Below are 22,012 nucleotides of genomic sequence, written 5' to 3' on the forward strand. Positions count from 1 at the left end.
CAGAGCAGAGCGGCGGTCACCCTCTGCACCATGCAGAGCAGAGCGACGGTCACCCTCTGCACCACGCAGACCAGAGCGACGGTCACCCGCACAGGAGACGGGCCCAGATCGGCGTTTTCGGCGCGCAAGCGCACTCCGGTGCGCTGAGCACCGAAAACGCCGAGGTGGGCCCGTATCCGAAGCGGCTAGACCACGTCGTGCATCCAGCCGTGGCGATCGGGGGCGAGGCCGTGCTGGATGTCGAGCAGCGCGTCGCGGAAGCGCGCCGCCACGGGGCCCGTCTCGTTGTCGTGGATGGAGAAGGTCCCCTCGCGGGACTTCACGGCGCCGATGGGCGTGATGACCGCGGCGGTGCCGCACGCGAACGCCTCGGTCATGCGGCCCTCGCGCACCGCCGCGCGCCACTCGTCGAAGGTGACCCTGCGCTCCTCCGCGGCATAACCGAAATCCCGGGCGAGCTGGATGATGCTGTCGCGGGTGATGCCCGGCAGGAGCGTGCCTGTCAGCTCGGGGGTCACGATCACGGGGCGCCCCCGCTCCTCGTAGACGAAGAAGATGTTCATTCCCCCCATCTCCTCGACGACGCTGCGCTGGACGGCATCGAGCCAGACCACCTGCGCGCAGCCCTCGGCCGCGGCGTTCATCTGCGCGAGCAGGCTCGCGGCGTAGTTGCCCGCAAACTTGGCTGCGCCCGTGCCGCCCGGCGCCGCCCGGACGAAATCCTCCGAGATCCAGACCGTCACCGGCTTCACGCCCTGAGGGAAATACGCGCCCGCAGGCGACGCGATCACCAGGAAATCGTAGTCGCGCGACGCCCTCACCCCGAGCGCCACCTCGGTGGCGAACATCAGCGGTCGGACATACAGGCTCTCGCCAACCGGCGAGGGGACCCATGCGCGATCCTGGCGGATCAGGGCGTCGACAGCGCCGACGAACAGGTCGACCGGCATCTCCGGCATCGCCAGCCGGCGGGCAGAGCTATTGAAGCGGCGCGCGTTCGCCTCCGGCCGGAACGTCTTGATGCGCCCGTCCGGCTGCCGATAGGCCTTGAAGCCCTCGAAGATCGCCTGACCGTAATGCAGCACCATCGCCGCAGGATCGAGCGTGATCGGCGCGTACGGCCTGAGCTGCCCGCGGAGCCAGCCCCTGTCCGCCGCGTACGGGATCACGACCATGTGCTCCGTGAACACGCGCCCGAAGCCAGGGTTCTGCATGCGCTGCGCGCGCTCCGCGTCGCCGAGGGGATGCGGCGTGGCTAGGATCTCGAGATCGACCTTCGTGGCAGGCGCGCTTTCAGTGCTCATCGTGCTCGACTTCTGCGGCGGACAGCGGTCGACCCGGCTCGGGTGGGCCGATGCGCGTCATCGTCGCGCGGCATTTTTCGAAAGAATTCTGGCGGGATGCAAGCACTTTCTCGCGAGAAAGCACCGCGGCGACGCGCATAAGCGGGCGCGCGAGCGGGCGGCGCATCACGACCGCAAAAAGGGATTTCTGTCGCGCTCCTCGCCGATCGTCGTGGAGGGGCCGTGTCCGGTGACGACCCGGGTCGACGGATCGAGCGTGAGCAGCTTGCCCCGGATGGATGAGACGATCGCCCCCGAGTCGCCTCCCCACAGATCGGTCCGGCCGATGCTGCGCCGGAACAGGGTATCCCCCGTGAACGCGACGGCGCCCGTCTCCGCGAGCACCAGGAACGAGACGCTGCCCGGCGTGTGCCCCGGCGTGTGGAGCACGTGCAGATCGAGCCCGCCCGCCTTCACGACCGCGCCGTCGTTCAGGTCGCCGTCGACCTCGCACCGCTCCGGCAGCGCAATGCCGAGCATCGCCGCCTGGACGGGGAGCATGTCGTAGAGGAAGCGATCGGCCTCGTGGATGCGGGCCGCGGCGCCGGACCAGCGCTGGAGTGGCGCCGTGGCGCCCACGTGATCGATATGGGTGTGCGTGTGCACGATGGCCGCGACCTTCGCGCCGGCCTGCTCGACGCGCGCGCGGATCTTGTCGAAATCGCCCCCGGGATCGATGACCACGGCGCCCTTGCTCACAGGGTCGACGAGGATCGAGCAGTTGCACCCCAGCGGACCTACGGAGAACGTCTCGAGCAGCACGGGGCGAGCTTGTAGCACGCTGCGCCCCGACCTCCACGCGCGACATCGTCGGCGAGGCGGCGCCGCGAGCCCCGTTCGACCGCCGCCCGGAGCGCGCGGCGCTGCGGCGCTGATGGGCGCGGGGAGAGCTCGCATCCTCGGGGCCTCGGACGCTCGATCCCGCGCGCGCTGGCCGCCCGCGGCCGCTACTTCGGGGCGCTCACGATGCTGCCGTCCGTGCCGAGCCCGTTGGTCCAGTAGACGCGGGTCGCGTCGAGGGCGATGCCATAGGGCGACGGCTCCCCGGCCGCCACGGCCCCGATGATGCCGTTCGGCAGCATCCTCATGACGTTCGGCGACGTGGGGTCCGCCCAGTAAACGCCCGTCGCGTCGGCGGCGATGCCCCTCGGGTTCCCCTGCCCGCGCGCGATCACCGTGGGCTCTCCGCCTGTCTTGGCCACGCGCATCACGTTGCCGGTCCTGCTGGTCGTCCAGTAGACGTACGTCGCATCGACGGCGATCTCGCGCACCTGGCCTTGATCGGCCGCCAGCGTGGTGAACGGGCCTTGGCCCCTGGAGTCCTTGGGAGCGGACATCACCATGCCGCGCTCGTCGCGCACGGTCCAGTAGACGCGCGTCTCGTCGACCGCGAGGGCGTGGGTCGTCCCGCCCCCGTCCGAGATGACGGTGAACGGCCCGTTGCCGTTCGAGTCCTTCCGCGCGCGGACCACGGAGCCGCCGCCCTCGCGGTTCGTCCAGTAAACGAACTCCTCGTCGATCGCGACGCCGAACGGCGCGGCCTGCCCTGCGGCGATCGCCACCGGCGCCTCCTGGCCGCCGACCCGCGCCCGCATCACCCGGCCGTCGTTCTCGCCGGCCACGCCCTGGTTGGCCCAGAAGACGTGGGTGGCGTCGGCCTTGATATCGGCCGGCTGGACCTGCCCGGTAGCGACGTTGATCGCAACAGCTTCGCCCTGCGTCCACTGCCTGACCACGCCCTGCTCCCCGTTGGTCCAGAACACGACGCCGTTGGCGACAGCGAGGTACAGCGGATCCTGCTGGCCCGAGATGTGGATCGAGGTGCGGATGCACGTGCCGTCCCGGCAGGTGCCGTCGCACTCGACGGGGCAGGTGCCGCAATGGAGGGCGTCGTTGGTCACGTTGACCTCACAGCTGTTCTCGGCATCCGCGTCGCAATCGACGTAAACGTCCCCGCAGACCGGCGGCTCGTCGACGATGGGCCCCACGCCCCCGCTACCGCCGCTCCCCGCGGTCGCTCCTCCCACGCCCGGCTCGCCCCCGGTGCCCTGGCCGCCCACGCCCGCCGCGCCCCCATCGCCCGGCGCGCCGCCCTCGCCTCCTCCCGCGGAAGCCGTGCTCCCTGGACCGGACCCACCGGAAGCGAAGAGGTTCGACGCCTCAGGCGTGGAGCAAGCTGCTACGGCGAGTCCGGAAACGAGCCCGAGGAGAACGGTGCGACGCATTGTGCTGTGCATGGAAACCTCCACCCATATAGGCTACACGAGCCTGTCGAAAAAACGCATCTGTGAACTTGATGTGTTTTCAAACCTAATTCGTCCGCGCACGACCGGGCACGCCTCGTGCGGATCCGGAGGAGGATGACGCCGATGCGGCGGGCGAGGGCGCTCGTGGCAGGACAGCAGGCTCGACCCCGGCGCTCGTTCGGCCGCCCCGCGGGCGCGCGCGGCTGGAGCTCCGGCGATGTCGCTGGATCTACCGACAAGTGGTCGCGCTCCGCCGTCGACGGGCGAGCGCCGCCCGGCGCGCAACGGGCTCTCACCACGTCCGGGGCGCGCGCGACTCCGCATCTCGTGCGGCCGGCGCTCGCCCATCGCGCGACCGCGCGGCCGCGCGGCCGTGAGGCACAGGTGATGAGCCGTCTCCGCGCGCCCCGGCCGGAGACACGATGAGGCCGCGCCATCAGAGCAGGAGACGGCACAGCCAGGCGACTCACGATCACGGCGGAGCGGTGGAATCTCGAGAGAGCGCGCGCGGCCGCGGCGGCGGGCGCGATCTCCCGAGGGCCTCTCGGGAGGCCTGGCTCACGCGTGCTCCGTGAGCTCCAGCTTCAGCGCCGCCCGCCCGCTCCCGAGCGCGCATCGTCCCCGCGCCCAACCGGGAAGATGGCGCTGGGCGCGGAGGGGCGCTACCCTCCGGACGCCGCGTGTGTGAGCATACGATGTCATCCAGGGTGGATCCGCTGTTCCGCCGCGTGGCGCGAGGTCACGGGGGAGCGCGCGGCGCGGCTGTGCGTGCCCTGCGCTGCGGCCTCTTCGACGCCGCGCGCGGGGCTCGGCCTGGAGGCGCGGCCGCATGAGCGAGTCCGTGTTCATCGCGGGAGGCCAGGCGAGCTCCGCGGCGCGAGAGCGCGCGATGACGCTCGTCGGGCGCACGCTCGTCCACCGCTATCGCCTCGAGGAGCTCGTCGCGATGGGCGGCATCGCCGCCGTCTTCAGGGCAAAGAAGCTCGCGACCGGCGAGGACGTGGCCGTCAAGGTGCTCCACCCGGACGCCGAGGAGCTGCCGGAGCTCATCGAGCGCTTCGAGCGCGAGGCGCTCGCCGGTCGCCACATCTTCCACCCGAACGTCGCGGCGGTCTACGAGATCAACCAGCTCGAAGACGGCGCGTGGTTCATGGTGATGGAGTTCATCCGCGGCACCACGCTGCGGAAGCTCATCGACCAGGGCCCCGTCCCGCCGCGGCGCGCGGCGAACATCGCGCGCCAGCTCGCGAGCGCGCTCAACGCGGCGCACGACTTCGGGATCGTGCACAGGGACGTGAAGCCGCTCAACGTCATGGTCCTCGACGGGCCGGAGGAGCGCGTCCTGCTCATCGACTTTGGCCTCGCCAAGGTGCCGATCGAGCAGTTCTCCATCACCGACGACGGCTCGCGCCGCTCGCTCACGAACGCCGGGGTGCTGCTCGGCACGGTGGCGTACATGGCGCCCGAGGCGGCGCTCGGCATGCGCTCCGTCGACCGGCGGGCCGACCTCTACGCGCTCGGGGTCATCCTCTACGAGATGCTCGCGGGCAAGCACCCCTTCACGGCGGTCGAGCCGTCGGCGCTGTTCGCGCAGCACCGGTCGGCCGTGCCGCCGCCGATCGCCGAGCGCTCCCCCGGCATCGTCGTCCCGCCCGCGCTGGAGGCGGTCGTGATGCGCCTGCTCGCCAAGGATCCGGACGACCGCTTCCCCCACGCGCGCGCCGTGCTCGTGGCGCTCGACGCCGCCGTCCAGAAGATGAGCGCGCCGGACAGCGGCATCGCCATCGCCGCCCCGGCCAGCCTCCGGGCCGCGGCCAGCTTCATCGAGCGGCGGACCTCGCGGGCCGTGATCGCCGGCGCGGGCATCCTGTTCTTCGCGATCGGGAGCGTGATCGCCTGGCTGCTCGCGTCGCGCTGAGCGCGCGCGGCATCGTCGCGCGCGTCCGGCGTCGTCGCGCGCGTCCGGCGTCGTCGCGCGACCGGCGTCATCGCGCGCTCAGCGGCGCCCGGCCTGCTCGCAGGTTCCCACGGAGAGCCCTGCGAGCGCTGTGTGATCGACGCACCGCTCGCCGCCCGGGCACGGCGCGCCGCGCTCGCCGCGCGGATCGCAGAGCGCTCTGCAGGTGTTCGCGGGGTCGCAGACGCTGCCGGGCGCGCACGCAAACGACGCGTCGCACGGCTGCCCGTCCGAGCCCGCGCCCGCGTTCCAGCACGACGTCGAGCCGTTGCCCCAGAACACGCAGGCAGCGCCGTTGGCGCAATCCTGCGCGAAGAGATCGCAGCCGTCGCCGTCGATGCAGGCCCCCCCCGTGAACGAGCCGCTGTCGAGGAAGCACGCGCTCCCGGGCGCGCAGTCCGAGGCGGCGCGGCAGGTCGCGGCGCAGACCTGGGCCGGGTTGCACGACTGCGCCGGCGCGCACTCCGACGCGGCGAGGCACGCCTCGCCGGGGCCGGCGCCCGTCCTGGGCTCCCGCGCGAGGCTCGTCTTGCGCGGCAACGCGAGCGCCTCGCGATCGAGGAGGACGCCCGACTTGTAGACGCGCGACACGCGCTCGAGCGCGCGGACGTCGGCGAGCGGATCGCCGTCGACCACGAGCACGTCCGCGAGCGCCCCTCGCTCGATGCGCCCGAGATCGGGCCGCCCGAGCACGTCCGCGGCGCGGCGCGTGGCGGCGGCGAGCGCCTCGAGCGGCGGCATCCCGACCTCGACGAGGAGCGCGACCTCGCGGCGCAGGCTCAGCCCGTGAAAGACGCCCGGGTTGCCGGCGTCGGTGCCGGCGGCGATGGTGACCCCGGCCTGGTAGCAGGTGACGAGGTTCGCGATCGCATGGTCGCGCCGCCGCTCCACGAGCTCCAGGAAATGCGCCGTCCTGAGCTCCGCGAGCAAGGAGGGATCGCGCAGGGCCGCGATCACGCCGATCGGCACGTCGTCGACGAGGGCGGGGTCGTCGAGCTCGGTCAGCGCTCCGTGGGCCGTGCGGTACAGGCCATCCGCCACCGCGAGCGTGGGGACGACGACGGCCCCGGCAGCGGCCATCCTCCGCGCGAGCTCCGGTGAGATTCGGTCCTCGTCCGGGATGTGCGCGAAGAGCGTCACGCCGCCGTCGAGCGCAACCTCGACGTCCGCGGCCGCCGTCGCGTGGGCGATCACCCGGACGTGCGCGGCCGCGGCGGCCGCCTGGATCGCCGCCACGGACGGGCGCGTCAGGCGCGGGAGCTGCATCGATCCGCCCGCCTCGATCACGATCTTGATGAAATCGGGCGCCCTCGGGAGGAGCGCCTCGAAGGCCCCATCGACGTCGGCGGGCGAGTCGATGAAGACGCAGGTGTCGCCGGGCGGGCTGCCCTGATAGCAGGGATGCCCTCCGGTCGGCGTGAGCAGCGGCCCGGCGGCGAAGAGCTGCGGCGCGAGGATGTCGCCGGCGTCGATGCGCGCTCGCTGCTCGAAGATGACGTGCTGGGATGAGCCGAGGTCGAGGTACGAGGTCACGCCCGCGCGGAGCATCGCCTTCGTGTGGTCCTCGAGGTGGAGGTCGGCGTCGTAGTACGCATAGGGCCCGGCGACGCTCAGCGAGTGGACGTGGAGATCGATGAGCCCGGGGAGGACCGTCTTGCCGGCGACGTCAACGACCTCGCCGCCCGCGGCCTCGACGCCGGGCTCGGCGTCGCCGAAGGCGACCTGCTTCACCCTGTCGCCCTCGATCACGACCGTCGCCCTGGCCGCGCGCGTGCCGTCGAACACCATGCCTCCCCTCAGCACGGTGCAGCCCGCACACCCCACGTCGGACGCGCTGGGCGTCGAGGGGCGCTCCGCGACGCCGCAGCCTGCGAGCCAGTGTGACGCGGCGACGACAGACAAAGCGAGGCGACCCATCGCCGATCCGAGCGAAGTACGACGCATGACACTCCGTTGTTGATGGGCGCCTCTGGCACCCGAGGAGAGGCGGACCGGGTACCGGAGGCAGCGACGAAAAGCAATCGAATGAGGTGGAGTGCACAGCGCAGTGCGCGCGCCCGCAGCGTGCCGCGTTATCCAGGATCGTTCGCGCCGAGGAGGGCGGCGCGAGCGAGGCGCTCCGTCCCCGACGCCGCTCTCGGCTCTCCGGCCCGAGCGGAGGATCGCTCCGCATCGCAGGCGGGCTTGACAAATAGGCCTATCCCGGAAGCGCCGCCGCTCGAGCCCACGGAGGGAGCGCAGGGTTGAACTCTCGATGTTGTTCCGGCCTTCTCTGCTGCTCCGGCGGCGATCCGGGCCACCCGGGAGAGCCGCCGGTGTGGGGAGAGAGAGAGAGGAGCCCGCGGACAACCCCCTTTGGCGGCGGCATCTCTCGCGCTGTCCACGGATCGGGGCGCCCCTGGAATGATAGGGAGTTCAACCGAACTTCCGTCGCCCGGCGACGAGCCACCGTATTGACGAAGACCCTTTGCGTGCCTCACCTACTCGTGGGAGGCTCTGCGATGAGTGATCCGAAAAACGAAACCAATTCTCCGAAAGATCTGGACGTGACGGTGAAGGAGCTGCGCAACGCCATCAACGATTTGTCGGCCAGGCTGGACGACATGGCAATAGCGACTCCGGCCAGCTACAACTGCGGCTGCGGCGGCTGCGGCCACTGCGGCGGCTGCGGCTGCGGCGGATGCCGGTGCGGCTGCGGTGGATGCCGGTGCGGCGGGTGCAGGTGCGGCCACTGTAGCTAGCCCTGAGGCCGCCCGGGCCCAGCGATAGAGCTCTGGAGGGGGACGAGGAGCGCGAAGTTCGAGAAAGGCACCTTCCCGTCTTCCCCGGCTCACCACGACCGCACGACGTCGCGCGGTCGTGGTGAGCTTTCGAGTTTCTTCTCTCCTTCGCTTGTCGGGGCGCGACTCCCCGAGCAACAGAGTTGAACCTCTTTACCGAAGGTGCAGGGCGGCCGCTCGTCGAGGCGCCGCCGCGCTGCGCTTTCCTGGAGATCTCGCGTGGCTACTCAACTGCCCAGCTCAGCGACCACCGCTCCCTCGCTCGACGGGACCGTCCCGCCTGCGCCGGCCGAGGTGCGCGAGAAGCTCTCGCGATCGCGCGTCCTCGTGGTCGGGCTCGAACCGTGGGGCGCCATCGCGGCCACCGAGCTCGCGTGTCTGGGCGTAGGCGCGCTCCACGTCCTCGACGACAGGGAGGTCACGGCCGACGATCTCGGCCCCTTCGCGGAGGCGGATCTCGGGAAGGATCGCGCGCGCTCGCTCTCCACGGCGCTGTCGCGGCTCGCCCCCGGCTGCGCGGTCACGCCCGGGACGCTGCTCGCCGCCGCGGATCGCCCGATCGTCCAGGAGGACACCGGCTGGGACCTGATCCTCGCCTGCGTCCCTGGCGATGATCTCCTCGTCCTTCAGGGCGTCGCCCGCTTCGCTCACGCGGCGTCCGTCCCGTCGCTCAGCGCGCACCTCGAGGGGCTCGACGCGGTGATCGGCCCGGCCGTCGTGCCAGGAGAGACCGCGTGCTGGGACTGCTGTCGCCTGCGGAGGCTCGCGGTGAGCAACCAGCGAGAGGCGGATCACGCGCTCCACGCGTCGCTCCTCGCCGCGCGCCCGGAGCGCCGCGCGCGCACCTACCTCGCGCCGATGCCGGCGTTCCTGGGCCACGCCGTCGCGCTCGCGGCCCTCGATCTGCTGATGAACCGCGCCGCGTCGCGGCTCGCGGGCCGCTTCATGGTCCAGGGCCTGGTCGACCCGGAGGCGTCGCTCCACTCCTTCCTGCAGATGCCCTGGTGCGCGATCTGCGGCGGCGCCGCCGAGGCCCTCCGCACCGGGAGCGCGCGTCGGGGCGGGGGCGCGCACCTGCGCGACGCACCCGACCCCGCGGCGCTCCGGCGGATGCTCGCCGGCGTCGTCGACGCGCGGGCGGGCATCGTCCACCGCCTCACGCTGGACGCGGCGAGCCCGGCGCTCGCCCCCGAGGCGTGCGTCACGGCCACGGCACTCCTCGGCGACTACACCGACGGCTCGCCGCACGCCCACCGCTCGCGCGAGCCGCAGGCCGGCATCGGAAAGGGCGTCACAGCCGTCGAGGCCCTGATCGGAGCGACCGGCGAGGCGGTCGAGCGCTACTCTGCCGAGCTCGTCGACCGAAAGCAGCTCCTTCGCTCCTCGGTCGCCGGAATGAAGGGCGACTTCATCGCACCGGAGCAGCTCTGTCTCTATAGCGAGGAGCAGTATGCAAAGCCCGGATTCCCGTACACGCGGGTCGATCCGGCCGCGCCCATCGACTGGGCCCTCGGGCGCTGGATGGACACGGGCGCGCCCGTGTACGTGCCGGCGCTCCCGACCTACTACGGCTACTGCGGAGGACACGACGCGCACTTCTGCCAGGTGACCTCGAACGGGCTCGCGGCGGGCGCGACGCTCGAGGGCGCGGCGATGGGGGCCGCGCTCGAGCTCATCGAGCGCGACGCCTTCATGATCTCGTGGCTCGCTCGCCGGCCCGGGCGGCGGATCTTGCCCGATGACTCGCTCGACCCCGAGCTGCACGAGATCGCCCGGCAGATCGAGGAGCACGGCGCCCGGATCGAGCTGTATCTGCTCGACGCGGGCGTCTCGGTCCCCGTGGTGATGTGCGTCGGTTACGGCGACGGCAAGCGGTGGCCCGGCGCGGTGGTCTCGATCTCCGCCCACCTGAGCCCCCTCACCGCGATCCGGAAAGCCATCCTCGAGCAGGGCCAGATAGGCAATTACGCCTTCCGCCTGATGACGGGCGAACACGTCGCCATCCCCGAGCGGCCGGAGGACGTGCTCACGCTCGAGGATCACGCGGTCTACTACCTCCCCCCGAGCCGCGCCGCGGCCTTCGCCTTCCTCCGCGAAGGAGGCACGGTGACCGCCGCCGAGCTCGAGGAGCCCGAGGAGGTTTCGCTGCCCGAGCTCACCCGGCGTGTGCAGGCCGCGGGACTGCGCATCGCGATCGTGGACGTGACGTCGCCCGACCTCGCGGTGACCCCGTTCCGCGTCGCCCGGGCGCTCGGGCCCGCTTTCCAGCAGATCCATTTCGGCCACCAGCTCGCTCAGCTCGGTAATCCGCGTCTCCGTTCGATGACCCCCCACGGCATCAACCCTGACCCTCACCCGATGGCCTGAGAGAGGACACCATGGCAAGGAGCAAAGAGACGGACATTGCGCGGCTCTATCATCTCCAGTCCTCCCACGTGAGGTCGCGGCCGCTGGAGCCGCCGTTCGACGGGGATCTCCAGCCGCTCAACTTCCGCACCTACGTCGGCTCGGCGCGCACGCCGCTGCCCGGGCGCGATTTCGCGATCGACGCCCCGCTCGGCGCGGTGCTGGAGCAGCGGCGGTCGCAGCGCGAGTTCGCCCTCAGGCCGATGTCCATCGAGGCGCTCGGGCGGCTCCTCCACGCGAGCTACGGCGTCCGTGGCACGCGGAATGTCGAAGGGGCGTGGACCTGCGATCGCCCCGCGCCCTCGGCCGGCGGCCGGTATCCGCTCGAGATCTACGTCGCGACGCAGGCCGTCGAGGGGGTCCCGGACGGCCTGCACCACTACGACCCCCGTGCGCACGAGCTCGAGCTCCGCCGGGAAGGCCTCGCGCACCCCACGCTCGTGGATCTCACGGCGGGTCAGGACATGATCCTGAACACCAATGTCGTGGTCATCATCACGGCAGTGCCGTTCCGCACGATGTGGAAATACGGCCAGCGCGGATATCGCTTCCTGTGGCTGGACGCCGGGCACCTGGGCCAGAACCTCTATCTCGTCGCGACGGCCATGGGCCTCGGCCCGGTGGCGATCGGCGGATTTTACGACGAGGAGCTCAAGGCCTTCCTGGCGCTCCCGGCCGAGGAAGACACCATGTACGTCATCTGCATCGGTCAGCCCGCGCCGGCCGGGGGCCGGAAGGGGCCTTAGCGTGCCTGAACCAGAAGCGTCGGAGAGCACCATGCCCAGCATTCGACTCAGCCGCTCGGCCAGCATCACGCCCACCGACGTGGGCGTCATCCTCCGCTCCGATCTCGGCGCCTTCCAGCTCACCGGCCTGGACGTGAGCGCGTTCGTCGAGCGGATGGTGCCGCTGCTCGACGGGTCGCGCGACCGGGAGGCGCTCGTCGAGGCGCTCGCGGACTACTCGCGGCAGAGCGTGACGGCGTTCCTCGACCTGCTCGAGGCGCGCGGGCTGGTCGAGCCGGTGGCCGCAGAGGCGCCGTCCGGCGACGGGGAGCGCCTCCGCGGGCAGCGCGAGTTCCTCCGCAAGTGGTCGTCGGCCCCGGAGCAGGCTGCGCAGCGGATCGCGAGCGCGCGCGTGCTCGTGGTGGGCCTCGAGCCCTGGGGGGCCTCGGCCGCCCTGGCGCTCGCGGGGGCGGGCGTCTCCGCGCTCCGCCTGATCGACGGCGGCGCCGTCGGCCCGCGCGACGTCGCGGTGGTCCGCGCGCGGGGGGCGGCGGCGCTCGGCGCGCCTCGCCGCGGCGCCGTGGCCGCGCTGATCCGCCAGCACGCGCCGCTCTGCCGGGTGGACGAGAGCGCCTCCGGCGCGCTCGAGGGGGACGATCTCCTCTCGCCGGAGGGGCTCCCTCACCTCCTCGTCGCGGCGGTGCGCAGCGACGACGCGGAGCTCCTGGAGCGCGTCGCGCGGTTCGGCCATCGCGCAAGGATCGCCTCGCTCTTCTCGCACCTCGCGGGGACGACGGCCGTCCTCGGGCCCCTCGTCTTCCCGGGGAAGACGGCGTGCCGGGTCTGCGCGGCGACCGAGGCGCTCAACCCCTCGCCCGCGGCGCGCTCCCTGGCCGAGCCCGCGCCGCACGCCGGCACGATGGGTCAGCTCCTCGGCCACCTCGTGGCGATGGAGGCCCTCAAGGTGCTCTCGGCGTACACGCCGTCCAGGCTCGGGGGCAGGTTCCTGATCCAGGACCTCGCGACGCTCGAGACATCGCACCACACGCTCGTGAGGCTGCCCTGGTGCAAGGTTTGCGGCGAGGGATGACGCGGGGCCGGAGGTGCTCTAGCCTGCGGCCGTGAAGAGGCCTCCCCTTCCAGCCGCCTCCCGCATGGACGACGCGCTCGCCGCCGGCGTGCCCCGGCAGCTGGACCGCGGGGCGGTCCTCGACCGGACGGACGTCTCGCGCGCGCGGTCGACGCGATCGACGCCGCGCGCCCATGGCCCGGGCCTCGCGCCATGATCGGTCGAACCCTCGACGACCGCTACACGATGATCCGGCTGCTCGGCCAGGGCGGGATGGGGGCCGTCTACGAGGCCCGGCACGCGGGCACCGGCCGCCGCGTCGCGGTGAAGGTCATCCTCGGCCAGGCGGCGGACGACGAGCTCGTCCGCCGCTTCCAGCGCGAGGCGCGCGCGGTCGGCGCGGTCGAGTCGGAGCACATCGCGCAGGTGTTCGACACCGGGCGCGACCGCGAGACCGGCGCGCCGTACATCGCGATGGAGTTCCTCGAGGGCGAGGACGTGCAGGCCCTCATCGAGCGGCTCGGCCCGCTCCCGGTCGATCTCGCGCTCCGCATCGGGCTGCAGGCGTCCCTCGGCCTCGAGCGCGCGCACGAGGCCGGCATCGTCCACCGCGACATCAAGCCGGCGAACCTGTTCCTCGCGAGGAAGCAGGGCGGCCAGCGCGTGATCAAGGTGCTCGATTTCGGCGTCGCCAAGGTGACGGACAACAGCCTCGGCAACGGCGGGATGACGAAGAGCGGCGCGCTCCTCGGGTCTCCCCTCTACATGTCGCCCGAGCAGGCGCGCGGCAGCGGCGCCATCGACGCGCGCTCGGACGTCTGGTCGCTCGGCATCAGCCTGTACCACGCCCTCTCGGGGCATCGGCCCAACGAGCACCTGACCGGCCTCGGAGAGCTCGTCCTGGCCATCTGCACGACCCCGGTGCGCTGGATCCAGGAGATCGCGCCCTGGGTGCCGCCGGAGGTCGCCCACGTGGTGCACCGGGCGCTGGTCATCGATCCGGCGGGCCGCACCGCGAGCGCCGGCGAGCTCGCGGCGGCGCTGCGCGCGTTCCTGCCGGGCGGCGAGGCGATCGTCGAGGCGATGCTCGTGCCGCTCGACGCCGCCACGCGCGCCTCGCGCGCGTCGTTCGGCGCCATCTCGGCCCCCCCGCACGGGTCGAGCGCTCCGTTCGGCGCTGCGCTGACCCCGCCGCGCACGTCGAGCCCGTCGTTCGGCGCCGCCTTGACCCCGCCGCACGCATCGAACCCGCCGTTCGGCGCCGCCTTGACGCCGCCGCGCGCGTCGGCCGCGCCATTCGACGCCGCCTTGACGCCGCCGCGCGCGTCGGCCGCGCCATTCGACGCCGCGGGGCGCCCGTCGGGCGGGCAATCCGGACCGTATGCGCTGTCGGCCACGGCGCCCGCCACGAGCGTGCGGCTCTCGAACCGCCCCGAGCGTCCGGCGTCGCGCCCGCCCGTCGCCCTGATCGCCGGCGGCGTGCTGGCCGCTGCGCTCGCGGGCGGAGCGGGTGTCTACCTCGCAGTGCGCAGCGCGCCGCCGGCCACGCCCGCGCCCTCGGCCGAACCGGCGCCGCCTGCGCGCACCGAGGCCGAGCCGCCGCCCCCGTCCGCCGGCGTCGAGGCCAGGCCAACGCCGACGCCGTCCGCCAGCGCCGAGCCGCCGTCCGCCGACGCGCCCGTGGATCCGCCGGCAGCGGCGTCGTCGACGCCCGCGGCGCTGCCCTCTGCTGCGGCGACCTCGCGCGCCGCCGCGTCGGCGAGCGTCGTCGCTCGCCCGCCCACGCTGAGGCCGTCTGCGGCCAGGCCGCCGCCCACCAGGCCCCCGAGGAATGACGATGACGAGACATCGAGGAAATAGCCGCGTCGCGTGGTGTGTCGCCGCGCTCCTGTCGCTCTCCGCGGGCGTCGCGCGCGCGGAGCCGTCGGCAGACCAGGCGGCCGCGGCGGAGGCGCTCTTCCGCGAGGGTCGCGATCTCGTCGCGCAGGGCAAGCTCGCCGAGGCGTGCCCCAAGTTCGCGGCGAGCCAGCGGCTGGACCCGGGCTACGGCACCCAGTGGAACCTGGCGGACTGCCTCGAGCGGGTCGGCCGCACCGCGAGCGCCTGGGCGGCGTTCCGCGAGGCGGCGGACATGGCGAGCCGGGCCGGCCAGGCGGACCGCGAGGCGAAGGCGACCCGCCGCGCGGCCGATCTGGAGAAGAAGCTCGAGCGCCTCGCCATCACGGTGAGCACGCCGGCGGACGGGCTCGTCGTGAGGCGCAACGGCGCGGTCCTCGACGCCGGCGCGTGGGGCGCGCCGCTCCCTGTCGATCCGGGCAAGCACCGCGTCGAGGCGACCGCGCCCGGCAAGAAGCCGTTCTCGGTCGAGGCGCAGACCGCCGGCCCGGGTCAGGTCGTGACCGTGGAGGTCCCGCCCCTCGAGGACGACCCCGCGGCGACCGCAGCGGCCCCGCCGCCGCCCGGCGAAGCGCCCGGGCCGCCCGCTGCGCCGCTCCGGCCGGGCGCGGGCGGCGACGGAGATGGCGGGGTGGGCACCCGCCGCACCCTCTCCTTCGTGGCAGGCGGCGTCGGCGTCGCCGGCGTCGTGACCGGCTCGATCTTCGGGCTCCTCGCCAGCTCGCGGTGGAACCGGGCCCAGGACGAGCACTGCCGGACCGAGACGCTCTGCGACGCCCGCGGCGTGGCGCTGGTCGAAGACGCCAAGAGCGCCGCGAAGCTGTCCACCGCCGGCTTCATCGTCGGCGGGGTCGGGCTCGCGGCCGGCGTCGCGCTGTTCGTGACGTCGCTCGGCGACACGGAGCCCGCGGCGGCGCGGATCGTGGTCGCGCCTGCCGTCGGTACGACCGGCGGCGGGCTGGCGATCTACGGCCGCTTCTGACGCCTGGCCGCTGCGGCTGCCGCCACGGCGCGCCGCGGCGGCGGCCGGCCCCGCTGCAGGCCAGCTGCCGTGCCCGCCACCGTGCCCGGGAGAGCGCGACGCGCCGCTCCCGGGCGAGCGCGCCTCACTCGTCGATCACGAACTCCACGCGGCGGTTCTTCGCCAGGCTCGCCGGGTCGGTGCCCTCGGCCACCGGCCTCTCCGACCCGAAGCCCTCGGCCGTGAGCCGACCCGGGCTGACGCCCTTCCGGATCAGGTACTTCCGGACCGCCTCGGCCCGCTGCTCGCTCAGCTCCTGGTTCAGCTCGGGCGTGCCGGTCTCGTCGGTGTGCCCCTCCACCCGCAACCGCTCGATCTCGGGGTTCGCCTTCATGACGAGCGCCACCTGATCGAGCGTCCTGTACGACTCCGGCTCGAGCTCGGCCGAGCCGGTCCGGAAGCGGATGGTGTCGCGTATCACGAACTCACCCTGCTCGTACGCGACCCGCGGCTCGCCCTTGTCGGGGCAGCCGTCGTCGTCCTCGACGCCGTTGATCGTCTCTTTCTCGTCCGGGCACTCGTCGTCCGCGTTCGGCACGCCGTCGTGATCGTCGTCGGCGTCCTCCTCGGGGCAGCCGTCGCTGTCGTAATCGCCGTCGCGATCCTCCGCGACGTCAGGGCACTGGTCGCGCTCGTCGTCGACGCCGTCGTGGTCCCTGTCGTGCGAGGTCGGCGTGTACTTCACGCCCGCGAACACGCGGAAGATCGGCACGCCGTAGCCGGCCAGCGCGCCGATCCCCGGGCCCGCGGTGATCTCCCACTCCTCGCTCGGGTTGATCTTCACGTAGCCGAGCGCCTCGAGCGGCGTCTCCTCCTCGTTCAGGTCGTCCGCGGCGATGCCGATGCCGCCGTTCGCCTCGGCGCCGATCTCGACCTTCCCGTCGATGCCGCCGAAGCGGTAGCCGAGCGCCGCGGCGTACGTCAGCTCGCTCGCCGCCTCGACGTTCGCGTACGTCGTCCCCTCGCGGATCGCGACGCCCGCGTTGACGCCGAACCGGAGGCCGGGCGCGAACCGGTGGTCGAGCACGATGCGCGGCCAGAACACGACGTTGCGCGCGCCGCCCGCGAAATCGCCGGTGTGCGTCGGGACGCGCAGCTCGGCCACGAGGCCGAGGCCGATGGAGTCGCGGTCGTCGAGCAGGCGCAGCTTCGGCACGAGCCGGATGTCGCCGAGGCCCGCGAACGACGGAGAGCCCTCGCCCGACTGCGCGAGGAAGAACGGGACGTCGAGGCCGAGCGCGAACGGCTCGGCGATCGTGACCGACGCCATGAGATCGGCGCCCAGACGGCCGCTCACGATCTGGCTCCGCACCTCGCCGTCGCCCGTCGCGACGATCAGCGGGTTGCGCGCGTAGTTCAGGAACAGCCCGAACTCCCATGGATCGCCGGGCTCGCGGACGCCGGAGCCCTCCGTGACGACGAAGGCGTCGTGGGTGACGGCCGGCTTGAAGCGCTCGACGTCGATGTCCGTGCTCTGCGCCGACGCGGGCGTCGCGGCGGCGAGGACCGCGCAGGCAGCGCAGGCGGTGGCGGCGAGGATCGGTGCGCGCATGGATCTCCTCTTCATCGGCTTCATCGACCGGCTCCGGGCCCGCGGCGCGGGCGCCTCCGCAACCGGAGCGCGAGCCCGCCGGCGGCGAGCAGCGACAGGGCTCCCCCTCCGTACGGCGCGGGCCCCGCCGCGCAGGCGCAGGCGCCGCCCTGGACCGCATCACCCGGCAGGAGATCCGGTTCGCCCGGACCGCCCGCGCCGCTCGATGCCGCGCCGTCGACGCAGCGCCCGGTCGGCGCGCAGCGCAGGTCCGCGCCGCACTCGGACGAGGCCGGCGAGCACGGGCCGCACTGCCCGCCGACGCACACGAGATCGCCGCACGCGGCGTTCGACGTGCAGGTGTCCCCGGGCGTGGGGACGCACCGGTGGTCCGGGGAGCAGTCCTCGTCCGCGTCGCAGTCGACATCGTCGACGCACGACACCGGCAGGATGCAGTCGCCGTCCACGCAGATGCCCCCGCCGGCGCAGTCCGCGTCGCGCGTGCAGCCGGAGGGCGGGACGATCACGTCGGGCACGCGGTCGCCGTCCGCGTCGCCGGCGACGCACGGGGCCGAGATGCCGATGTCGAGATCGCCCGGCCCGAGCGCCGCCGCGTCGTTCACCGACCGGAAGTACAGGTTCGCCTCGCACGACACGCCGACGCCCAGGAGGAGATCGAGCGCGATGGATGCCTGCGCGTACCCCCGCGTCGCGTCGTTGATCAGCAGGGGGTCGACGTCCGTCCCTGCCTCGGTCGCGATCTGCGCGTCCGTCACGTCGACGGGCTCGTACTGCCCCGACGCCCCCGAGAAGGACCAGACCCCCGCGCGCGTGCCGTCGCCCTTCACGCCCAGCACGATCTCGTAGCCGCCCGGCGACTCGTCGTTCGTGAACCGTTCATCGATCCCCGCCGTCGCGGCCGTGCCGCCGGTCTGTCGGTTCCTGTCGGTGTCGATGAACACGAAGAGCGTCGCCTCCCCGCTGATCGAGGCCGTCTCCGACACATACCCGCGCACCCAGAACCGCCCATCGGCGGCGACCGCGTACGCGGAGCGAAAGTCGATCGATCGCTCCGGCGTGTCGAAGGTCGCCTCGCCGTCGCCCGCGACGTCCTCCTTGCCGTAGGGCCACCGGGGCTCCCCGGTCCTGTCGATCGCGACGATCTCGTCGAGCACCGGCGTCGTCCGCCCGCCCGTCCACGTCTGAGCGGACGAGCTCCTCGGAACGAGCGCGACGCCGAGCGCCGCGCCTACAGCCAGCGGCGCGACCCACGAGCGCCCCCGCGCGCACCCATCTCTGTGTTGTGCCATGGCGGGGAGCATCCTCGCACAGGTCGCTGCAACCCTTACAAATGAAAGGCGATTCGCGCCCAGAGTGCGCAAGGGTGCGCGCCTGCAACACCATGCATCCACACAATCGTCCTACCCACGCGCACGGGATAAGCCCTCACCGTCGATACCCTGTCGACGCGCTCACCCTCCTTGACGATTGAGCCGCTGATCATCGCGCCTCCCCGCATACACGAGCGAAGCGCGGAGAGCACGGCGGAGGGCGATCGCGCGCGCCGGAGGCGCGGTCTCCACGCGCGGCGGCCCGGAGCGCCGAGCGACCGTGACGCGGGCGACCGAGCACCCCTTCTTTTCATCACCGAGCGGTTCGCCACGGCCTCAGCCGTGCGCAGCTGGCTTGGCCACGCGCCCGTGTTCTGTAACTGTCCCGCGGTCAGTTACGCGTCGCTGCGCCGCCGTGGGCTCGGGGGGTCCGAGCGCTGGCGCCTGGCCTCGCGAGGTGAATCCCTCTTCCGATCGAAGGAACCGCGATGCATTGCACACTCCAGAAACACCGCCCCGGAGCGTTCCGGGTGGCTTGCCTGCTGCTTGGGTCGCTCGCCGCCGCGTGCTCGGACGAGGGTCCGGCGCCGCTCCAGGGGAGCGCGTTCGACGTCGAGCGTTACGACCTCCGGGGCGAGTTCGACTGGGAGCGGAGCCGCCTCGTCGCGACGCTGGGCCTCACGCTGTCGCTCACCGGAGACGGCCCGAGGACGGTCGTCCTCGACAGCGCCGTCACCGAGGTGAAGGAGGTCCGGCGCAAGGGCGGCGGGGCGCTCCCGCACGCGCTCGATCCGCAGCGCCAGGAGCTCGCGATCGATCTCTCGAGCGAGCCCGAGGCGATGAGCGGCGCGCCCATCGCGCTCGAGATCGACTACGAGGCGCTCTCCGGCGACGCCCTCCGCGCGGTGCCGGCGCGGATGGGCGATCCGGTCGCCGTGCGCGCCGTCTACACGGTGTCGGAGCCGCTCGGCGCGTCGCGGTGGATGCCGTGCCACAACGCCCCCTCGGACCGGGCCATCTTCTCGATCGCCATGCGCGTCGACGGCGGCGAGGCGATGATCGCCAACGGCGATCTCGTCGGCGACGAAGACCTCGGGGCGCCGGGCCACCTCGTCCGGTACGAGACCGCCTACCCGCTGCCGACCTACCTCATGGCGTTCGCGATCAGCGACTTCGAGGTCGAGCGCGGGACGAAGGGCGATCTGCCCATCGCGGTCTGGCACCGCCGCGGGTTGCCGGGCGATCACGGCGGGATGGTGGACGAGCTCGCGCGCGCCATCGGCCGCTACGAGGAGCTGCTCGTGCCGTACCCCTTCGAGAAGTACGCGCTCGTGCTCCTGCCGGACTTCTCCGTGGGCGGGGTCGAGCACGCGAGCATCACCTTCCAGCGCGAGGAACGGAGCACGCAGCCCGCGCTCTCCTCGGATCTCCTGCTCACGACGCACGAGCTCGCGCACCAGTGGTTCGGCGACCTCGTCACGGTGGAGACCTGGGACGACCTCTGGATCAAGGAGGGCATGGCGACGCTGCTCGAGCAGGAGGCCGTCCGCGTCTACACGGACGAGAGCGGCGCGGGGACGCTGAACGGCGACGAGCTCGGCCCGCATGACGGCGACGCCGTCCGCGATCCGTCGCTCGCGCCGGGCGAGAAGTACACGAGCGGCCCCTACGGCCGCGCCGCCTGGCTGCTCACCCAGATCCGCAGCCTCGCCGGCGAGGAGGCGTTCTGGTCGGCGCTCCGCGGGGTGCTCGAGGAGCGCCGGTTCGGGACCATCGGCACGGACGATTTCCTCGACGCCTTCGCGCCGGCGCTCGGCCCGGAGGCGGCTGCGCGCGCGCGGCGCGCGGTCGTCGCCAAGGCGCTCCCGTGGCTCACGGTCGACCCCGCGCCCTCCGGCGGGGCGTTCGTGACGGTGCACGATCCGGAGGGCGCGCTCGTCGCCCCCCTGGAGCTCGCGTGGGTGGCCGGCGACGGCCCGCCCCGCGTGCAGACGCTCACGCCCGGCGAGCGCGTCGAGGTCGCGCCCGCGCGCCCGGGCGAGCTCCTCGTCGTCGATCCGCAGGACCGCCACCCCGAGTGGGCCTTCCTGAGCACCGAGCACGATCTCGAGGCCTACGCCGCGACGCTCGCCCCGCGCCGCGTCCCCGCGGACCCCGAGGGCGTCTCGTGCTTCCTCGACGTGGGCGGCGCGCACCAGCTCGCCGCGCTCCAGGACGGCTTGCCGAAGGGGCTCGCGCCCGAGGAGTTCGAGGCGTTCGTCGAGGGCCTCGACGGCGAGGCGGCCCGGGCGGTCTCGCTCGCCGCGGCGTGCGACGCCGCGTGCGCGGCGGGCCTCGACGCCGACGTCCGCGGCGCGTGGTCGAGCGTGCTCACCGGCATCTTCGCTGGAGCGCCGTACAGCTACGGCCTCGACTACGTCGCAAGCTACGCGTCGTGCAGCGCCGTCGTGTCCCCCGAAGAGCTGTTCGCCGAGGACTGGTCCGCGCTCGAGACCGGGCTCGCCTCGGGCGGCGTCTCCGACGCGCGGCTCCAGTACCTGTCCAAGTTCAAGCTGCCGCCCGAGGCGGCGCTCCGCACGTGGGGCAGGGTCGCGCAGATGGCGAGCTCGGTGCGCGCGCGCGTGCTCGCGATCCGGCACCTCGCGACGTACCTGGACGGGCTCGACCCGGCTGCCCTCTCGGTCTTTCGTGCCTTCTTCGCCGGCGTGCTCGGCGCGACCGACGTCTCCGATGTCCTCGCCGCGGATCTCCGCGCCGTGGTGGCCTCCGCCGCGCCCGCGGCGGCCGGCAACCAGGGCGCGCTGGACGGCCTCGCTCGGGTGCTTCGCTCGCCCGCGGCCCGCTCGGCCCACCCCGCCGCCGTCTGCGCGGCGTTCGCGTTGACGGGCGGTGACGAGCAGGCTTTCCGCCGCTTCGCCGCGGGGCTCGAGGGCGCCGACTTGACGGACACCACCGCCGAGCTGCTGCGCTCTCCCGTCGATTGCCTCTGACGCTCGCTCGCCGCGACATCGCATCTCCCCCCGCCGGCCTCGCTCCAGGGCGAGGCCGGCCCTCTGCGCGGCGACCGAACGCTGCTATGCTCCGCTGCCCATGTCGGAGCTCGTCCAACTTCTTCGCCAGAACGCCCCGATAGCTCGCATCGCCGAGCACCTCGACGGCCTCACGCACGAGGAGCGCCGCAGCGCCCTGTCGACCACGACGCGCGCGGAGCAGCGGGCGCTCTATGCCGCCGCGAGCCAAGCCCCCCCGCTCACGCTCGACTTCTTCGTCCCGGACGGCACACCGCGCCGCGTGGCGGTTCATCATGAAGGCAGGAACAGCCTTCCTCTCCCGTCCACATTCCGCTCCTTCGAGAAGCGTTTTGCCTTGCCCGAGGACGGCAGCGCTCGGCTCTTCGGTTACAACGAGGGACTCACGCGTCCCTGGATTGGCCCGGGCTTCTTCGTCGCGGTCCCGACGGCCGGCAACCCTGCGTGGCAGGAGCGTGGCGCCATCGTGATCGACTACTTCCAGGTCCCTGACGGCCCCGTACCTGACGGTTGGCCCCGGGTCGTCCCCAACAGCAAAGGACTCCAGTTCTTCGTCTACAACGGAACCCGTGATTTCATGCGTCGGGTCTCGAAGGACGTGTCCATCGGCGCCGCGTTCAAGGGCGAGCGTTCGCTCGATCATTACTTCACGCTCTGCCGCTCGCCGTCCGCCTAGCC

The 22,012-nt window shown here is 72.8% G+C and carries 14 protein-coding genes; 8 read left to right on the forward strand and 6 right to left on the reverse strand.

Features of this window, described 5'->3' with window-relative positions; all coding sequences use genetic code 11:
- Positions 1-185: 185 nt before the first annotated feature.
- The 3 genes from WMF14_RS33120 to WMF14_RS33130 all read right to left on the reverse strand — a co-directional run bounded on the left by WMF14_RS33120 (position 186) and on the right by WMF14_RS33130 (position 3,580).
- Positions 186-1,304, reverse strand: a complete 1,119-nt coding sequence (locus WMF14_RS33120; RefSeq protein WP_272094958.1) for a branched-chain amino acid aminotransferase — start codon at positions 1,302-1,304, stop codon at positions 186-188.
- Positions 1,305-1,469: 165 nt separating this feature from the next.
- Positions 1,470-2,105 (reverse strand): MBL fold metallo-hydrolase, encoded by a 636-nt coding sequence (locus tag WMF14_RS33125; RefSeq protein ID WP_437792753.1) that lies wholly within the window; start codon positions 2,103-2,105, stop codon positions 1,470-1,472.
- A gap of 185 nt (positions 2,106-2,290) precedes the next feature.
- Complete coding sequence (locus tag WMF14_RS33130; RefSeq protein WP_437792754.1) at positions 2,291-3,580, reverse strand: hypothetical protein; 1,290 nt, start codon at positions 3,578-3,580, stop codon at positions 2,291-2,293.
- An 838-nt stretch (positions 3,581-4,418) separates the two neighbouring features.
- On the opposite strand from WMF14_RS33130, the gene WMF14_RS33135 reads away from it, so the two are divergent.
- Positions 4,419-5,507: a serine/threonine-protein kinase gene (locus WMF14_RS33135; protein WP_437792756.1), complete on the forward strand. Its 1,089-nt coding sequence runs from the start codon at positions 4,419-4,421 to the stop codon at positions 5,505-5,507.
- Between the two features lie 78 nt (positions 5,508-5,585).
- Here the strand turns inward: WMF14_RS33135 and WMF14_RS33140 are convergent, their stop codons facing one another.
- Positions 5,586-7,463 carry an amidohydrolase family protein gene (locus tag WMF14_RS33140; protein WP_437792758.1) on the reverse strand — a complete coding sequence of 626 codons (1,878 nt, stop codon included), beginning with the start codon at positions 7,461-7,463 and terminating at the stop codon, positions 5,586-5,588.
- Positions 7,464-8,545: 1,082 nt separating this feature from the next.
- Between WMF14_RS33140 and WMF14_RS33145 the strand changes: the two genes are divergently transcribed.
- From WMF14_RS33145 to WMF14_RS33165, 5 genes are all read left to right on the forward strand, one after another.
- Positions 8,546-10,693 carry a TOMM precursor leader peptide-binding protein gene (locus WMF14_RS33145; protein WP_437792760.1) on the forward strand — a complete coding sequence of 716 codons (2,148 nt, stop codon included), beginning with the start codon at positions 8,546-8,548 and terminating at the stop codon, positions 10,691-10,693.
- Positions 10,694-10,704: 11 nt separating this feature from the next.
- Positions 10,705-11,478 (forward strand): SagB/ThcOx family dehydrogenase, encoded by a 774-nt coding sequence (locus tag WMF14_RS33150; RefSeq protein ID WP_437792762.1) that lies wholly within the window; start codon positions 10,705-10,707, stop codon positions 11,476-11,478.
- Positions 11,479-11,509: 31 nt separating this feature from the next.
- On the forward strand, positions 11,510-12,547 hold the full coding sequence (locus tag WMF14_RS33155) for a TOMM precursor leader peptide-binding protein (RefSeq protein ID WP_437792763.1): 1,038 nt from the start codon (positions 11,510-11,512) through the stop codon (positions 12,545-12,547).
- Between the two features lie 192 nt (positions 12,548-12,739).
- Positions 12,740-14,386, forward strand: coding sequence for a protein kinase domain-containing protein (locus tag WMF14_RS33160; RefSeq protein WP_437792765.1), 1,647 nt, complete (start codon positions 12,740-12,742; stop codon positions 14,384-14,386).
- Positions 14,364-15,404 carry a hypothetical protein gene (locus WMF14_RS33165; protein WP_437792767.1) on the forward strand — a complete coding sequence of 347 codons (1,041 nt, stop codon included), beginning with the start codon at positions 14,364-14,366 and terminating at the stop codon, positions 15,402-15,404. Before WMF14_RS33160 ends, WMF14_RS33165 begins: the two co-directional genes overlap by 23 nt.
- A gap of 124 nt (positions 15,405-15,528) precedes the next feature.
- Here the strand turns inward: WMF14_RS33165 and WMF14_RS33170 are convergent, their stop codons facing one another.
- Positions 15,529-16,995 carry an OmpA family protein gene (locus WMF14_RS33170; RefSeq protein ID WP_437792768.1) on the reverse strand — a complete coding sequence of 489 codons (1,467 nt, stop codon included), beginning with the start codon at positions 16,993-16,995 and terminating at the stop codon, positions 15,529-15,531.
- Between the two features lie 20 nt (positions 16,996-17,015).
- Positions 17,016-18,284 carry a hypothetical protein gene (locus WMF14_RS33175; RefSeq protein ID WP_437792769.1) on the reverse strand — a complete coding sequence of 423 codons (1,269 nt, stop codon included), beginning with the start codon at positions 18,282-18,284 and terminating at the stop codon, positions 17,016-17,018.
- Between the two features lie 509 nt (positions 18,285-18,793).
- Here WMF14_RS33175 and WMF14_RS33180 point away from each other — a divergent pair.
- A complete protein-coding gene (locus tag WMF14_RS33180; protein ID WP_437792771.1) occupies positions 18,794-21,295 on the forward strand; it encodes a M1 family metallopeptidase in 2,502 nt (833 codons plus the stop codon).
- Between the two features lie 100 nt (positions 21,296-21,395).
- Positions 21,396-22,010: a hypothetical protein gene (locus WMF14_RS33185; protein ID WP_272094975.1), complete on the forward strand. Its 615-nt coding sequence runs from the start codon at positions 21,396-21,398 to the stop codon at positions 22,008-22,010.
- Positions 22,011-22,012 lie beyond the last annotated feature (2 nt).

The sequence above is a fragment of the Sorangium sp. So ce693 genome, from assembly GCF_051521375.1.
In the GTDB taxonomy this organism is placed as follows: Bacteria; Myxococcota_A; Polyangia; order Polyangiales; family Polyangiaceae; genus Sorangium; species Sorangium atrum.

Excerpts from the sequence above, each read along its gene's own strand:
- WMF14_RS33180 (WP_437792771.1), top strand. The coding sequence starts at position 18,794 with ATGCATTGCACACTCCAGAAACACCGCCCCGGAGCGTTCCGGGTGGCT.
- WMF14_RS33170 (WP_437792768.1), bottom strand. The coding sequence starts at position 16,995 with ATGCGCGCACCGATCCTCGCCGCCACCGCCTGCGCTGCCTGCGCGGTC.
- WMF14_RS33130 (WP_437792754.1), bottom strand. The coding sequence starts at position 3,580 with ATGCACAGCACAATGCGTCGCACCGTTCTCCTCGGGCTCGTTTCCGGA.
- WMF14_RS33135 (WP_437792756.1), top strand. The coding sequence starts at position 4,419 with ATGAGCGAGTCCGTGTTCATCGCGGGAGGCCAGGCGAGCTCCGCGGCG.
- WMF14_RS33160 (WP_437792765.1), top strand. The coding sequence starts at position 12,740 with ATGATCGGTCGAACCCTCGACGACCGCTACACGATGATCCGGCTGCTC.
- WMF14_RS33175 (WP_437792769.1), bottom strand. The coding sequence starts at position 18,284 with ATGGCACAACACAGAGATGGGTGCGCGCGGGGGCGCTCGTGGGTCGCG.
- WMF14_RS33140 (WP_437792758.1), bottom strand. The coding sequence starts at position 7,463 with ATGGGTCGCCTCGCTTTGTCTGTCGTCGCCGCGTCACACTGGCTCGCA.
- WMF14_RS33155 (WP_437792763.1), top strand. The coding sequence starts at position 11,510 with ATGCCCAGCATTCGACTCAGCCGCTCGGCCAGCATCACGCCCACCGAC.
- WMF14_RS33120 (WP_272094958.1), bottom strand. The coding sequence starts at position 1,304 with ATGAGCACTGAAAGCGCGCCTGCCACGAAGGTCGATCTCGAGATCCTA.
- WMF14_RS33185 (WP_272094975.1), top strand. The coding sequence starts at position 21,396 with ATGTCGGAGCTCGTCCAACTTCTTCGCCAGAACGCCCCGATAGCTCGC.
- WMF14_RS33165 (WP_437792767.1), top strand. The coding sequence starts at position 14,364 with ATGACGAGACATCGAGGAAATAGCCGCGTCGCGTGGTGTGTCGCCGCG.
- WMF14_RS33150 (WP_437792762.1), top strand. The coding sequence starts at position 10,705 with ATGGCAAGGAGCAAAGAGACGGACATTGCGCGGCTCTATCATCTCCAG.